Here is a 13,563-nt window from a genome sequence, read left to right as displayed (position 1 = left end):
GAGCGCGTGTCATCTGGCCCTGGGCGTATCCGGGGATTTGTCTGCAAAAGAGCGACGCTATAGCAGTCGCCGCCGACAAGCAAACAGCTGGCTTGAATATTGCATTAAGCATATTCATTGCATAAAAACATTATCGACAGCGCACATCAAGGGGAGAGCAGCGTGGGAATCAAGGACGGTAAGGGCGGCCAGGGCAGCAATGCGGCCGCGCGGTGCAATGCAGGTCTGGGAGTTGTGTTAGCGGTAACGTTGAGTATCGCAGCGGCAGCCGCGCATGCGGAAGACGTGCTGGCGAAAATCCGCGACAGCAAGACCATCACGATCGGATACCGGGAAGCGTCGTTCCCATTCTCTTTTGTGGACCAGGATAAAAAGCCGGTTGGCTATGCGATCGACCTGTGCCTCAAGATAGCCGACGCGGTGAAGCAGCAATTGAAACTGCAGCAATTGAATATCGCGTATGTTCCAGTGACGTCATCTAATCGCATTGACATGATCGCAAGCGGAAAAATCGACCTGGAGTGCGGGTCAACCACCAACAATGCAGAGCGGCGCAAGCAGGTCGGCTTTACCATCGCGCATTTCATGGCGTCGTCGCGGATGCTGGTGCGGACCGAAGACAAGATCAAGAACTGGCCGGACCTGCGCGACAAGAAGGTGGTGACGACCAAGGGGACGACCAGCGTCAAATCCCTGGTCGACCGGGGCCAGGTCCGCTCCCTGAACATGACCATACTGGAAGGACGCGACCACAACGAATCGTTCAAGATGGTGGAAGACAAGGCGGCCGATGCATTTGTGATGGATGACGTGCTGCTGTACGGATTGAAGGCTACCGCCAAGGATCCCGCAGCGTACGCGATTGTCGGCGAGCCTTTGACAACCGAACCTTACGCTATCATGCTGCCGAAAGGCGATACAAACTATAAAGCTGTGGTCGACCGTGAAATGGGCCGCATTATCCACGATGGCGAAATCAACAAGTTGTACACCAAGTGGTTCCTGAGCCCGATTCCGGCAAAAAATAATCTCGTGTTGAACATGCCCATGGGCTATCTTTTCAGGGAGTCTTTACGCTTCCCGTCGGACCAGGTTGGCAACTAAAGTAATCAGAATTGACTGTAATTTTTAATTTATGCAAAGGTGGAGACAGGCATTTTCGGAGGAGAAGTAAGAATAATAAATAAGCATGAGTTTAAGTCTGCTGCTGAGGCAGTGAGTTTGTTAAACTATACAGATAATTTTTTTACGGGAGTTGTTATGATGTCATCGAAATTAGTTGTCGCTTTGGTTGGCTTGGGAGTAATGGTTGGCTCCGTACAAGCACAAGAACTGACCGGAACACTCAAGAAAATCAAGGATACCGGCACCATCACCCTGGGCGTGCGCGATTCGTCCATTCCATTCTCTTACCTTGATGACAAACAATCGTATCAGGGTTACTCGATCGACCTGTGCCTGAAAGCTGCGACCGCCATTCAGAAACAGCTCGGCATGACTGCCTTGAACGTCAAGATGGTTCCAGTGACTTCGGCGACCCGCATTCCGCTGATCTCCAACGGCACCATCGACCTGTCCTGCGATTCCGCCACCAACAATGCAGAGCGTCAAAAGGTCGTTTCCTTTGCGCCGACCATGTACGTGACCGCGAACCGTATCCTGGCCAAGAAATCGTCCAACATCAAGACGCTGGACGACCTCAAGGGCAAGACCATCGTTTCCACTTCCGGCACGTCGAACCTGAAGCAAGTCACGATCCTCAATGGCGAGCGCAACCTCGGCATGAACATCCTGGCCGCCAAAGACCATGCTGAAGCGTTCCTGATGGTGGAAACCGGCCGCGCAACAGCGTTTGTCATGGACGACATCCTGCTGGCGTCGCTGGCGGCAAGCTCCAGAGCGCCTGCCGACTACGAAATCACCAAGGAAGCCTTGTCGGTTGAGCCGTACGGCATTATCGAACGCAAAGACGACCTGCCATTCAAGAAAGCGGTCGACACTGCGCTGAGCAATGTCTACACCTCGGGCCAGATCAACGACATCTACGCAAAATGGTTCCTGAAGGCGATTCCGCCGAAGGGCATCAACCTGAACGTGCCAGTCAGCCCAGAGCTGAAGGCTGCGTTTGCCAAGCCAACCGATTCGGGTGATCCGGCTGCCTATGCTGCCGTCCCTGAAGCGCAAAAGCAATCGCTGAAGTTGAAGAAAAAATAAGATAGGCGATAAGAACGGAACGGGAGGCGCAAGCCTCCCGTTTTGTTTCTGAAATTGAATTGCTGCGCCGCACAATAGGCGCTTGCCGATTGCTGGCGCAGCAATGGAGATTTGAGTAATAGAGGGGACTTAATATGCATTACAACTGGAACTGGGGCATCTTCTGGCAAGAGTCTCCCGACGGTGTCAGCACTTACATGGACACCTTGCTGGCCGGCCTGAAGTGGACGCTTGCGCTGTCCGCATCGGCCTGGATCATGGCGCTGATCATCGGTACGGTGATCGGTACGATCCGTACCATGCCGAACAAGTGGGCAGTACGCGTGGCCAACGGCTACGTTGAATTATTCCGCAACATCCCGCTGATCGTGCAGATGTTTCTCTGGTATTTCGTGATGCCGGAAATCGTCCCTGCGGGCGTCGGCAACTGGCTCAAGAGCCTGCCAAATGCATCATTCATCACCGCCTTCCTGGCGCTGGGTTTTTTTACGTCGTCGCGGATTGCCGTACAAGTCTCCGCTGGCATCAATGCGCTGCCCCGTGGCCAAAAGCTGGCGGGTACTGCACTTGGTCTGACGTTGCCACAAACATATCGCTACGTTTTGCTGCCGATGTCGTTCCGGATCATCATCCCGTCGCTGACCAACGAATTTGCAGCAATCATCAAAAACAGCTCGGTCGCACTGACGATCGGCCTGGTGGAACTGACCGCCGCCACCTACTCGATGCGTGAATTTACCTTCCAGACTTTCGAAGCCCTCACCGGCGCCACCGTGATCTACGTGATCATCTCGGCGATTGCCTTGCTGCTGGCGCGCTGGCTTGAAAAAGCGATCGCGATTCCAGGTTTCATTGCTGCCGGCAGCGCTAACACGGGAGGTCATTAATCATGTTTTCGAATTTCGATTTTGACGTCATCCAGCGCTCCTGGCTCTACCTGTTCACCACCGGCATGAAGTTCACGCTGACGCTGACCTTGGTGGCGATGATAGGCGGCATCCTGTTCGGCACCGTGCTGGCGATGATGCGCTTGTCGCACAACAAGACGATTTCACTGATCGCCACCAGCTACGTCAACCTGATCCGCTCGGTGCCCCTGGTGCTGGTGATTTTCTGGTTCTACTTCCTGGTGCCGTACATCGGCGCCTGGATTATCGGCGCATCGCAGCCGGTGCAGGTCGGCGCATTCTCGTCGGCATTGATCACGTTCATCTTGTTTGAAGCAGCTTATTATTGCGAAATCATGCGTTCCGGGATCCAGTCGATCCCGCGCGGCCAGGTTTCTGCCGGCTATGCGCTGGGCATGAATTACTGGCAAATGATGGGCAATGTGGTGCTGCCGCAAGCGTTCCGCAACATGATCCCGATCCTGCTGACCCAGACCATCGTCTTGTTCCAAGACGTTTCGCTGGTCTATGTGCTGGGCTCGGTGCCGGACTTCGTTACTGTCGCATCCAAGATCGCGCAGCGCGACGGCCGCCTGGTGGAGATGTACATGTTTGTCGCCGTGGTGTACTTCGTGATGAGCTTCGGCTTGTCGTCGCTGGTCAAGAAGCTGCAGCAAAGGGTTGCGATTATTCGATAATTGTTCGACAAGATCCAGGCCCGGCCCAAGGAAGGGGCGGGCCTGGACTGCAAAACAGAATTCAGGAATTAGGAGAAATACTCATGATTAAGCTTAACAACGTCAGCAAATGGTACGGCCAATTTCAAGTCCTGACCGATTGCACCACGCAAGTGGCCAAGGGCGACGTGGTGGTGGTGTGCGGACCGTCGGGTTCCGGTAAATCGACGCTGATCAAGACCGTCAACGGCCTGGAGCCGTTCCAGAAGGGCGAGATCACGGTCGACGGCGTTTCGGTCGGCGACCCCAAGACCAACCTGTCGAAACTGCGCGCGCGCATCGGCATGGTGTTCCAGAACTTCGAACTGTTTCCGCACATGTCGATCCGCGAGAACCTGACCATCGGCCAGGTCAAGGTGCTGGGCCGCAGCCAGGACGAAGCCAATGAAAAAGGCTTGAAGTACCTCGACCGCGTCGGCCTGATTGCACAGAAAGACAAGTTCCCTGGCCAGCTGTCCGGCGGCCAGCAGCAGCGCGTGGCGATTGCCCGTGCGTTGTCGATGGATCCGATTGCGATGCTGTTCGACGAACCGACTTCAGCGCTCGATCCGGAAATGATCAATGAAGTGCTGGACGTGATGGTCGGCCTGGCGCAAGAAGGCATGACCATGATGGTGGTGACGCATGAAATGGGCTTCGCCAAGAAGGTCGCCAACCGCGTGGTGTTCATGGACAAGGGCCTGGTGGTGGAAGACTGCACCAAGGACGAGTTCTTTGGCGCGCCGCGTTCCGACCGCGCCCGCGATTTCCTGGCCAAGATCATTCACTGACCGCTGCGTTTTGCGCGAGGCAAGAAGCCGCTCCGGAGCATATCCGGGCGGCTTTTTTGTTGCCTGGTTGCCTGGCGCGGAAGGGCAGGCGGGGAGCATCCGGCGAGGCGCCGCCCCCCGGCCTGCGGTAAAATGACGCTCATCCGAACCCCCGCCGCACCATGCTAGCCACCAAACCTTACCTGCGCAGCCTGAAACTCAATCCCGAGCTGGCGGTCGATTATGATGTGTATCCCTTCAGCATCCCGGCCGTGCGCGAACTGGAGCAGATCGATTTTCATCCTGACGTCACGTTCCTGGTCGGCGAAAACGGCGCAGGCAAATCGACCTTGCTGGAAGCGATTGCGGTTGCCTGGGGGTTTAATGCGGAAGGCGGCACCAGGAACGCGAATTTCTCTAGCGCCGAAGCGCATTCCGACCTGCATCGCTACATACGGACGGTGAAGAGCTTCAAGCGGCCCCGGGCCGGCTATTTCCTGCGCGCCGAAAGTTTCTTCAACCTCGCCACCTACGAGGAAAACATGGATGACGGACAGCATCCATCCTATGGCGACAAGGGGCTGCACCGGCAATCGCATGGGGAGTCTTTCCTGGCGCTGCTGCAAAACAAGTTCCAGCCTGACGGTTTTTACATGCTGGATGAACCGGAAGCAGCGTTATCGCCCAACCGCCAGCTGGCGGCGCTGGCGATTATCCACAAGCTGGCGCAAAATCGCAGCCAGTTCATCATCGCCACCCATTCGCCTATCTTGCTGGCTTATCCCCACGCCAGGATTTACCTGCTGGACCAGAGCGGCCTTGCCGAGACCCGCTACGAAGACACCGAACACTATACGACCACGCGCCATTTCCTGAACAATCCGGCAGCCATGCTGGAGCGACTTTTTGCAGAAGAGAATGAACATGACTGATGCCTTGACCGACACACTGACCATCACCCGTCCCGACGACTGGCATTTGCACCTGCGCGACGGCGTGGCGCTGGCCGCCGTCTTGCCGCATAGCGCGCGCCAGTTCGCCCGCGCCATCGTGATGCCTAACCTGAAGCCGCCGGTGACCACCACTGCGCAGGCGGCAGCCTACCGCGAGCGCATCCTGGCAGCCTTGCCGCAGGAGCTGGCGTTCGAGCCGCTGATGACCCTGTACCTGACCAACAATACGCCGCCTGACGAGATCCGGCGCGCCAAGGACAGCGGCTTCGTGCACGCGGTCAAGCTGTATCCGGCCGGCGCCACCACCAATTCCGATGCCGGCGTAACGGACCTGGGCAAGTGCTACAAGACACTGGAAGTCATGCAGGAGCTCGGCATGCCGTTCCTGGTGCATGGCGAAGTGACCGATCCGGCAATCGATATCTTCGACCGCGAAGCGGTTTTCATCGACCGTGTGATGCAGCCGTTGCGGGGCGACATGCCGGAACTGAAAGTGGTGTTCGAGCACATCACCACCAAGGACGCCGCCCAATACGTCGAGAGCGCAAGCGGGCCGGTGGCGGCCACCGTCACGGCGCATCACCTGCTGTATAACCGCAACGAAATCTTCAAGGGCGGCATCCGGCCGCATTATTATTGCCTGCCGGTACTGAAGCGAGAAGAGCACCGGCAAGCATTGGTGCAGGCAGTGGCGTCGGGCAGCACGCGGTTCTTCCTCGGCACCGATTCAGCCCCGCATCCGAAGGGTTTGAAAGAGCACGCCTGCGGCTGTGCCGGCTGTTATACCGCGCTGCATGCGATGGAGCTGTATGCGCAGGCATTCGACCAGGCCGGCGCGCTGGACAAGCTGGAGGCGTTCGCCAGCTTCAACGGCCCCGATTTCTACAATCTGCCGCGCAACCAGGGCACGGTCACGCTGAAGCGCCAGTCGTGGACCTTGCCGGCGGAATTGCCGCTGGGCGAGACTACCCTGGTGCCGCTGAACGGCGGCGAGACGATAGATTGGCAACTGGCGTAGGGTCATTTAACACCTCCGCTTTTTACCTTTTGCATCGACATGGTGCGATTTTTGCTTGCCTGAATGGCAGGAACGGATAAAACCGGCCTTCCATCCTGTCTAACCGTAGCTCACCGATTCGCCTTCGGATCCAGGTTCAAGCATGCAAAGTCTACGTATCGTTGTTGTCAATCCGGTCGCCATCGAGGGTGACGATGATCCCGCGTTCGAGGCGCAAGCCGCGCGCGGCAAGGCTTTGCGCATCGGCTTGCTGGAGGCCGGCTACAACATAGTCGCTTCACTTCCAGCCGACCTGTACCTGCCAGAGAGAATTGCCCAGTTGCAACCAGACATGGTCATCATCGATGCTGAATCCGATGCGCGCGACGTGCTTGAGCACGTGGTGATCGCCACACGCGATGCGCGCCGCCCGATCGTCCTGTTTACCGAGGATGCAAAAACTTCCAGCATGGATGCGGCGATGGCGGCCGGCGTCTCCGCTTATATCGTGGCCGGCCTGCAGACGGCGCGCATCAAGCCGGTGCTGGAGGTCGCGCTGGCGCGCTTCCGGCAAGAGCAGAAGCTGCTGGCGGAGCTGTCCGACACCAAGCTGAAGCTGGCCGAACGCAAGTTGCTGGACCGGGCCAAGGGTTTGCTGATGGATCACCATAAGCTGACGGAGCAGGAGGCATATCAAAAGCTGCGGCGGCTGGCGATGGACAAGAACCTCAAGCTGTCCGAAGTGGCGCAACGCATTATCGACGCTGCCGACCTGCTGGGCTGACCAGGCCGTGAACTGGACGCGCGGTTGCCGCGAGCTGGTTTGGTGCATTGCACAAGGCCGGTGCGCTTTTTGAGCGGAAAACCGGCACGGTCCTGCATTTCCCCCGGTAAAAATCCCTGGCACGTGGTTTGCATAGTCCATTTCAGGCGCCAACGCTGGCGCTGCTGGAATCGGCTAACGGCGGCCGTTTCCGCATAAGACAAAGGTGTCTTTCCGCATGGCTTGTCCAGCGCGGGATGACGCCTTTTTTGTTGCCGGAAACAATCTGGAGCCATGCGATGGAAGCAAGCAATGCACTGCAGCTAAACACCCCGGACACGCCGAACACGCTTGTCGACGGCAAGCGCCGTCAACTATTACAGACCGCGACTCTCGCGGCAGGAGCCAGCATGTTAGGACTTTCCAGCACCGGTGTTTGGGCCGCAGGCTCGGACAAGCCGGAAAAAACCGAGGTCAAGATAGGCTTCATCCCGCTGACCGATTGCGCGTCGGTGGTGATGGCGTCGCTGCTCGGCTTTGACAAAAAATACGGCATCAAGATCATCCTCAGCAAGGAAACCTCATGGGCCGGCGTGCGCGACAAGCTGGCCAACGGCGAACTCGACGCCGCGCATGTGCTGTCGGGCTTGATCTACGGCGTGCAGATGGGTATAGGCGGCCAGAAGAAAGACATGGCGATCCTGATGGGGCTCAACAATAACGGCCAGGCCATCACGCTGTCCAAGAAGCTGGCCGACAAAGGCGCTGTGGACGGGCCGTCGCTAGCCAAGCTGATGGCCAGCGACAAGCGCGAATATACGTTTGCCCAGACCTTCCCGACCGGCACCCACGCCATGTGGCTGTACTACTGGCTGGCCGTCAACGGCGTCAATCCGCTCAAGGACGCCAAGGTGATTACGGTGCCGCCGCCGCAGATGGTGGCCAACATGCGGGTCGGCAACATGGACGGCTTTTGCGTCGGCGAGCCTTGGGGCCACCGGGCGATCGTCGATGGCATCGGCATTACCGCCATCACGACCCAGGAAATCTGGAAAGACCATCCGGAAAAAGTGCTGGGCACTACCGCCGAGTTTGCCGCCAAGAATCCGAACACCTGCCGCGCCTTGATCGCTGCCGTGCTGGAAGCGGGGAAATGGATCGATGCTTCGCTCGCCAACAAGAACAAGATGGCCGAAGCGATCGCCGACAAATCGTATGTCAACACCAGCAAGGACGTGATCGACCAGCGCATCATGGGCCGTTACCAGAACGGCCTGGGCAAGACCTGGGACGATCCGAACTACATGAAGTTTTACAACGACGGCCTGGTCAATTTCCCCTACCTGTCGGATGGCATGTGGTTCATGACCCAGCACCGGCGCTGGGGTTTGCTGAAAAGCGACCCGGACTACCTGGCGGTGGCCAAGTCGGTCAGCCAGATCGCGCTCTACAAGGATGCGGCGGCGATGACAAGCACGCCGCTGCCGAAAGACCCGCTGCGGAGCTCGAAGCTGATGGACGGCACGGTGTGGGACGGCAGGAATCCGCAAGCCTATGCCGCATCTTTCAAGATCCGTGCATAAATAAATCCAAACGTTTATGAACCGCGATTTATTGGAGAGTCACTATGAGCGCAATCATGGACACGGCGGCAAATGCCAATCGCCAGGCGGCAGCAATGGATAGCAAGGCAACCGAGGTTGTGGCTGAAGTCGTGGTTGCCATCCCGCGCCCGTCGCCGAAAATGAACCGCCGCAGCAGCATGCCGTCCTGGCTGATGAGCATCGTTGCGCCGTTGCTGGGGCTGGCGTTCCTGGTGCTGGTGTGGCAGATCATCGCGATGAGCAACAGCCAGTTTCCGACGCCGCTGCTGACCTTGCAGGAAGCGCTCAAGCTGTTTGCCGATCCGTTCTACAGGACCAGCCCTAACGACCAGGGCATAGGCTGGAATATCCTGGCTTCACTGCAGCGGGTCGGCGTCGGCTTCGGCCTGGCGGCGCTGGTGGGGATTCCCCTGGGTTTCATGATCGGCCGCTTCAAATTCCTCTCCAGCATGTTCGGTCCCATCATCAGCTTGCTGAAACCGGTATCGCCGCTGGCCTGGCTGCCGATCGGCCTGCTGGTGTTCAAGTCGGCCAATCCGGCGGCGATCTGGTCCATCTTCATTTGCTCGATCTGGCCGATGATCATCAACACCGCGGTCGGCGTGCAGCGGGTGCCGCAGGATTACATGAACGTGGCGCGCGTGCTGAACCTGTCGGAATGGAAAATCATCACCAGGATCCTGTTCCCTTCGGTATTGCCGTACATGTTGACCGGCGTGCGGCTGGCGATCGGCACTGCCTGGCTGGTGATCGTCGCCGCCGAAATGCTGACCGGCGGCGTCGGCATCGGCTTCTGGGTCTGGGATGAATGGAACAACCTCAACGTGCCGCACATCATCATCGCGATAGTAGTGATCGGCGTGGTCGGCCTGCTGCTGGAGCAATTGCTGGTGGCTCTGGCCAAGGCGTTTACCTATGAGCAAGTATCGAACTAACTGACATCGGGGAAAACATGGAACAGCGCGACGCCAAATTCATCGATATCCACCAGGCCGAAATGGTGTTCAGCACCAGCAAAGGCCAGTTCCACGCACTGCGCAACATCAACCTGACGGTGCGCAAGGGCGAGTTCGTGACCTTGATCGGCCATTCCGGCTGCGGCAAGTCGACCCTGCTGAACCTGATCGCCGGTTTGCTGCTGCCGAGCGACGGCGTGCTGATTTGCGCCGGCCGTGAAATCGGCGGACCGTCGCCGGAACGGGCGGTGGTGTTCCAGAACCATTCGCTGCTGCCCTGGCTTACCTGCCACGAAAATATCTATCTCGGCGTGGAGCGCGTGTTCGCCGCCACCGAAAACAAGAGTGCCTTGAAGGAGCGCACCAAGGCCGCGCTGGCGATGGTGGGATTGACGGCGGCCGGGCAAAAACGCCCGCATGAAATTTCCGGCGGCATGAAACAGCGGGTCGGCATTGCCCGCGCTTTGGCGATGGAGCCCAAGGTGCTGCTGATGGACGAACCGTTCGGCGCGCTGGACGCCTTGACCCGCGCCCATTTGCAGGACGAGCTGCTGAAGATCGTCGCCAAGACCGGATCGACGGTGGTGATGGTGACCCACGATGTCGATGAGGCGGTGCTGCTGTCCGACCGCATCGTGATGATGACCAACGGTCCGGCCGCCACCATCGGCGATAGCGTGCAGGTGAGGCTGGCGCGGCCGCGTGAACGCGTGGCGCTGGCGCAGGATCCTTTGTATGCCGAGTACCGTACCTCGGTGCTGGAATTTCTGTATCGCAAACAAGCCCATCCGGCCGCGCAGGCGGCCTGAGGGAAACCAGGAACCTATGATGAAACCGCAAGGTAAAGTGATGCTGGTCGGCGCCGGACCAGGTGATCCGGACCTGCTGACGCTGAAGGCTGCCAGAGCCATCGCGCAAGCCGATGTGCTGCTGGTGGACGACCTGGTCAATCCCGAGGTGCTGGTGCATGCGCAAGACAGCGCACGGGTGATCCATGTCGGCAAGCGCGGCGGTTGCCAGTCGACCTCGCAGGAATTCATCGAACGCCTGATGGTGCTGGAAGCGCAGGCAGGCCATTGCGTGGTGCGCCTGAAAGGCGGCGATCCCTATCTGTTCGGCCGCGGCGGCGAAGAGCGCGCGCATTTGCAGCGGCAAGGGGTGGCGGTCGAAGTGGTGCCGGGCATTACCAGCGGCATGGCGGCCGCGGCCAGCATCGGCATTGCGGCGACGCATCGCGACCATAGCCAGGGCGTGATTTTCGTGACCGGCCATGGCAAGAGCGAGAGCGCCCAGCCGAACTGGACGGCGCTGGTGGCGGCCGGCATGACGCTGGTGGTGTACATGGGAGTGGCCCGCTGCGCGCAGTTGCAGCGCAGCCTGCTGCAGGCCGGCATGGCCGCAACCATGCCGGTGGCGGTGATCCAGTCGGCGACCTTGGCTACGCAGGCGCAACTGCTGACCACTCTCGCGCAGTTGCCGCAAGCCTTGCATGACAGCGGGCTCGGCAGCCCCAGCATTATCGTTATCGGCGAAGTGGTGCGTTGCGCCGATGCTGTCGCCAATATCGGCCTGGACAATTTGCAGCGGGCAGTGGGCTGACCCGCATGCGCGCGAGGTAAAATGCGCGGCAAATGCCTACTCCTGCCGCCCTCGTCGATTGGTCACAACCCTGGCTCAAGCCGTTTCGCCTGCTTGGCCAGCGCCTGAGCGTCGCCGATGACTGGCGGCAGGCATTGAATACGGCCGCCCGAGAGCGCGACATCCGCAACTACCAGGGTTTGCCGGTCAGCTTTGTGGCACAGGCCGAGCTGCCTGCGGCGACCGCCTACGAGTCATTTATCGGCAGCAGCGGCAAAGTGCCGACCCGCGACAATCTCCACGATTTCCTGAACGCCTTGATCTGGCTGTCGTTCCCGGCCGTCAAGGCGCGCCTGAATGCGCTGCAGGCCGCCGAGCTGGCCAAGGCCGGGACCGTCTCCGGCAGCAGCAAGCCGCGCGGCGCGGCGCGCGATGCCGCCACCATCTTTGACGAAAATGCCGCCTTGCTGCTGGTGCCGGACAATGCCGCGGGGCAGTCGCTGAGCGCCGCATTGCGCCAGCACCAATGGCAGCAGGTGTTTATCGAGCAAGGCGCCATGTTTGGCGGCGCAGCCGAGGTCTGGCTGTTTGGCCACGCCTTGCTGGAAAAACTGGTGCAGCCATACAAGGCGATAACCGCGCATACCCTGGTGCTGCGCGTGCCGGAATCTTATTACGGGTTGAGCGATAACCTGCGGCGCGAATGGATCGACCGGCACGTTGCCGCCGAGCTGGCGCAGCAAGACGCGCTGATCGGCCGCCTGACGCCGCTGCCGGTGCTCGGCGTGCCGGGCTGGAGCCAGGGACAGGACCAGGCTTTTTATGCCGACGCCGCGGTGTTCCGCCCAAAGCGGGGCAAATGAGGCGGTAAATGAAGACAGCCTGATAAAATCCACCTACCTAATTTTAAAAGTGATTCTTCGCATGCTATTCCTGGACAGAGCCATCGCCGATTTCGACAACGCCTTGCGGGTGATCACCGGACAAGCGTCGGCTTCGCGCCCGAATCCGGCGCTGCAGGCGGCCGACGGTGTGCTGGATGCGGCAGAGCAGCGCCACAGCGCCGGCCTGATGCGGGTCAATCACGTCGGCGAAGTCTGCGCGCAGGCGCTGTACGACGCCCAGGGCCGCTTCGCCCAAGGCGATCCGATCAAGCAGCAATTTGCCGCGGCGGGCAGGGAAGAGGAAGACCACCTGGCCTGGACTGCGGAACGCCTGCGCGAGCTGGGTTCGCACGTCAGTTTGCTCAATCCGCTGTGGTATGCCGGATCCTATGCGCTAGGAACGCTGGCGGCGCGCCTGGGCGATGCCCGGAGCCTGGGTTTTGTGTCGGAAACCGAGCGCCAGGTTGAGGCGCATCTCAGCAGCCACCTGGAACAGCTGCCGCTGCAGGACGCCAAGTCGCGCGCCATTGTCGAACAGATGCGCGACGATGAAATCGCCCATGGCGAGGTGGCGCGGTCGCTGGGTGCAGCTGAAATGCCGCGCCCGGTGCAAAAGGTGATGCAGGCGATGTCGAAAGTGATGACAACGGTCGCTTACCACATTTGAAACTAGGCTTCGGCGGCCGCTTCGGCCAGGTCGTCAACGATCTCGAAGGAATGGGTGATCGCGGCGGTTTTTTCCAGCATGATCGAGGCTGAGCAGTATTTTTCGTGCGACAGCTTGATTGCGCGCTCGACCAGGTTGGGCTTCAGGTTGCGGCCGCGTACGGTGAAATGGAAGTGGATCTTGGTGAATACCTTGGGTTCCGTTTCCGCCCGTTCCGATTTCAGCGTGACGTCGCAGCCGCGGATATCCTGGCGGCTTTTGCGCAGGATCAGCACAACGTCGTAAGCGGTGCAGCCGCCGGTGCCTGCCAGCACCACTTCCATCGGGCGCGGCGCCAGGTTGCGGCCGCCGCCGTCAGGGGCGCCGTCCATCGCCAATACATGGCCGGAGCCGGTTTCTGCCAAAAATGTCATGCCGGACGAACCGGTCCAGCGAACTGTGCATTCCATATGATCTCGTGGGAAGTGGTTGTGTCGCAATATTCTAACTGCTCTTGACGGATGTAGCCTGGACGGGAGCGGGTTGGCAAAAAGAAAACGAGGCCATGTTTTGGACGAACCCGCGATTCTTTACC

The 13,563-nt window shown here is 59.4% G+C and carries 15 protein-coding genes; 14 read left to right on the top strand and 1 reads right to left on the bottom strand.

The features are described 5' to 3' along the window. Positions 1-225 precede the first annotated feature (225 nt). The 14 genes from BM062_RS12155 to coq7 all read left to right on the top strand — a co-directional run bounded on the left by BM062_RS12155 (position 226) and on the right by coq7 (position 12,989). A complete protein-coding gene (locus tag BM062_RS12155; RefSeq protein ID WP_092397189.1) occupies positions 226-1,104 on the top strand; it encodes an amino acid ABC transporter substrate-binding protein in 879 nt (292 codons plus the stop codon). Between the two features lie 156 nt (positions 1,105-1,260). After that, a complete protein-coding gene (locus BM062_RS12150; protein WP_092397131.1) occupies positions 1,261-2,214 on the top strand; it encodes an amino acid ABC transporter substrate-binding protein in 954 nt (317 codons plus the stop codon). Positions 2,215-2,348: 134 nt separating this feature from the next. Beyond that, a complete protein-coding gene (locus tag BM062_RS12145) occupies positions 2,349-3,101 on the top strand; it encodes an amino acid ABC transporter permease (RefSeq protein WP_092397129.1) in 753 nt (250 codons plus the stop codon). Between the two features lie 2 nt (positions 3,102-3,103). Continuing rightward, entirely contained in the window at positions 3,104-3,799 is a 696-nt protein-coding gene (locus tag BM062_RS12140; RefSeq protein ID WP_092397127.1) for an amino acid ABC transporter permease, read from the top strand. Positions 3,800-3,882: 83 nt separating this feature from the next. After that, positions 3,883-4,608, top strand: a complete 726-nt coding sequence (locus BM062_RS12135; RefSeq protein WP_092397125.1) for an amino acid ABC transporter ATP-binding protein — start codon at positions 3,883-3,885, stop codon at positions 4,606-4,608. Between the two features lie 161 nt (positions 4,609-4,769). After that, complete coding sequence (locus tag BM062_RS12130) at positions 4,770-5,519, top strand: AAA family ATPase (RefSeq protein ID WP_092397123.1); 750 nt, start codon at positions 4,770-4,772, stop codon at positions 5,517-5,519. A 4-nt stretch (positions 5,520-5,523) separates the two neighbouring features. Next, positions 5,524-6,558, top strand: a complete 1,035-nt coding sequence (gene pyrC / locus BM062_RS12125; protein ID WP_092397187.1) for a dihydroorotase — start codon at positions 5,524-5,526, stop codon at positions 6,556-6,558. A 142-nt stretch (positions 6,559-6,700) separates the two neighbouring features. Continuing rightward, positions 6,701-7,321 (top strand): ANTAR domain-containing response regulator, encoded by a 621-nt coding sequence (locus BM062_RS12120; protein ID WP_092397121.1) that lies wholly within the window; start codon positions 6,701-6,703, stop codon positions 7,319-7,321. Positions 7,322-7,599: 278 nt separating this feature from the next. Beyond that, a complete protein-coding gene (locus BM062_RS12115) occupies positions 7,600-8,883 on the top strand; it encodes a CmpA/NrtA family ABC transporter substrate-binding protein (RefSeq protein WP_092397185.1) in 1,284 nt (427 codons plus the stop codon). Positions 8,884-8,927: 44 nt separating this feature from the next. Next, a complete protein-coding gene (gene ntrB, locus BM062_RS12110) occupies positions 8,928-9,839 on the top strand; it encodes a nitrate ABC transporter permease (protein WP_092397119.1) in 912 nt (303 codons plus the stop codon). 17 nt (positions 9,840-9,856) lie between these two features. Continuing rightward, a complete protein-coding gene (locus BM062_RS12105) occupies positions 9,857-10,669 on the top strand; it encodes an ABC transporter ATP-binding protein (protein ID WP_092397117.1) in 813 nt (270 codons plus the stop codon). A 19-nt stretch (positions 10,670-10,688) separates the two neighbouring features. Continuing rightward, positions 10,689-11,459, top strand: coding sequence for a uroporphyrinogen-III C-methyltransferase (gene cobA / locus BM062_RS12100; RefSeq protein ID WP_092397115.1), 771 nt, complete (start codon positions 10,689-10,691; stop codon positions 11,457-11,459). Between the two features lie 32 nt (positions 11,460-11,491). Beyond that, positions 11,492-12,301: a DUF3025 domain-containing protein gene (locus tag BM062_RS12095; RefSeq protein ID WP_092397113.1), complete on the top strand. Its 810-nt coding sequence runs from the start codon at positions 11,492-11,494 to the stop codon at positions 12,299-12,301. 61 nt (positions 12,302-12,362) lie between these two features. After that, complete coding sequence (coq7, locus tag BM062_RS12090; RefSeq protein ID WP_092397111.1) at positions 12,363-12,989, top strand: 2-polyprenyl-3-methyl-6-methoxy-1,4-benzoquinone monooxygenase; 627 nt, start codon at positions 12,363-12,365, stop codon at positions 12,987-12,989. 2 nt (positions 12,990-12,991) lie between these two features. On the opposite strand, the gene BM062_RS12085 is transcribed toward coq7, so the two are convergent. Continuing rightward, entirely contained in the window at positions 12,992-13,438 is a 447-nt protein-coding gene (locus tag BM062_RS12085; RefSeq protein WP_092397109.1) for an OsmC family protein, read from the bottom strand. Positions 13,439-13,563 lie beyond the last annotated feature (125 nt).

Source organism: Collimonas sp. OK412, from assembly GCF_900112135.1.
Lineage (GTDB): Bacteria > Pseudomonadota > Gammaproteobacteria > Burkholderiales > Burkholderiaceae_D > Collimonas > Collimonas rhizosphaerae.
The sequence above is the reverse complement of the archived record's forward strand: the minus strand, read 5'-3'. Positions and strand labels throughout refer to the sequence as shown.

What these genes read in the sequence shown, in the direction of transcription:
- BM062_RS12150 (WP_092397131.1), top strand. Translation starts at nt 1,261, where the DNA reads ATGATGTCATCGAAATTAGTTGTCGCTTTGGTTGGCTTGGGAGTAATG.
- BM062_RS12145 (WP_092397129.1), top strand. Translation starts at nt 2,349, where the DNA reads ATGCATTACAACTGGAACTGGGGCATCTTCTGGCAAGAGTCTCCCGAC.
- BM062_RS12140 (WP_092397127.1), top strand. Translation starts at nt 3,104, where the DNA reads ATGTTTTCGAATTTCGATTTTGACGTCATCCAGCGCTCCTGGCTCTAC.
- BM062_RS12135 (WP_092397125.1), top strand. Translation starts at nt 3,883, where the DNA reads ATGATTAAGCTTAACAACGTCAGCAAATGGTACGGCCAATTTCAAGTC.
- BM062_RS12130 (WP_092397123.1), top strand. Translation starts at nt 4,770, where the DNA reads ATGCTAGCCACCAAACCTTACCTGCGCAGCCTGAAACTCAATCCCGAG.
- BM062_RS12120 (WP_092397121.1), top strand. Translation starts at nt 6,701, where the DNA reads ATGCAAAGTCTACGTATCGTTGTTGTCAATCCGGTCGCCATCGAGGGT.
- BM062_RS12115 (WP_092397185.1), top strand. Translation starts at nt 7,600, where the DNA reads ATGGAAGCAAGCAATGCACTGCAGCTAAACACCCCGGACACGCCGAAC.
- ntrB (WP_092397119.1), top strand. Translation starts at nt 8,928, where the DNA reads ATGAGCGCAATCATGGACACGGCGGCAAATGCCAATCGCCAGGCGGCA.
- BM062_RS12105 (WP_092397117.1), top strand. Translation starts at nt 9,857, where the DNA reads ATGGAACAGCGCGACGCCAAATTCATCGATATCCACCAGGCCGAAATG.
- cobA (WP_092397115.1), top strand. Translation starts at nt 10,689, where the DNA reads ATGAAACCGCAAGGTAAAGTGATGCTGGTCGGCGCCGGACCAGGTGAT.
- BM062_RS12095 (WP_092397113.1), top strand. Translation starts at nt 11,492, where the DNA reads ATGCCTACTCCTGCCGCCCTCGTCGATTGGTCACAACCCTGGCTCAAG.
- coq7 (WP_092397111.1), top strand. Translation starts at nt 12,363, where the DNA reads ATGCTATTCCTGGACAGAGCCATCGCCGATTTCGACAACGCCTTGCGG.
- BM062_RS12085 (WP_092397109.1), bottom strand. Translation starts at nt 13,438, where the DNA reads ATGGAATGCACAGTTCGCTGGACCGGTTCGTCCGGCATGACATTTTTG.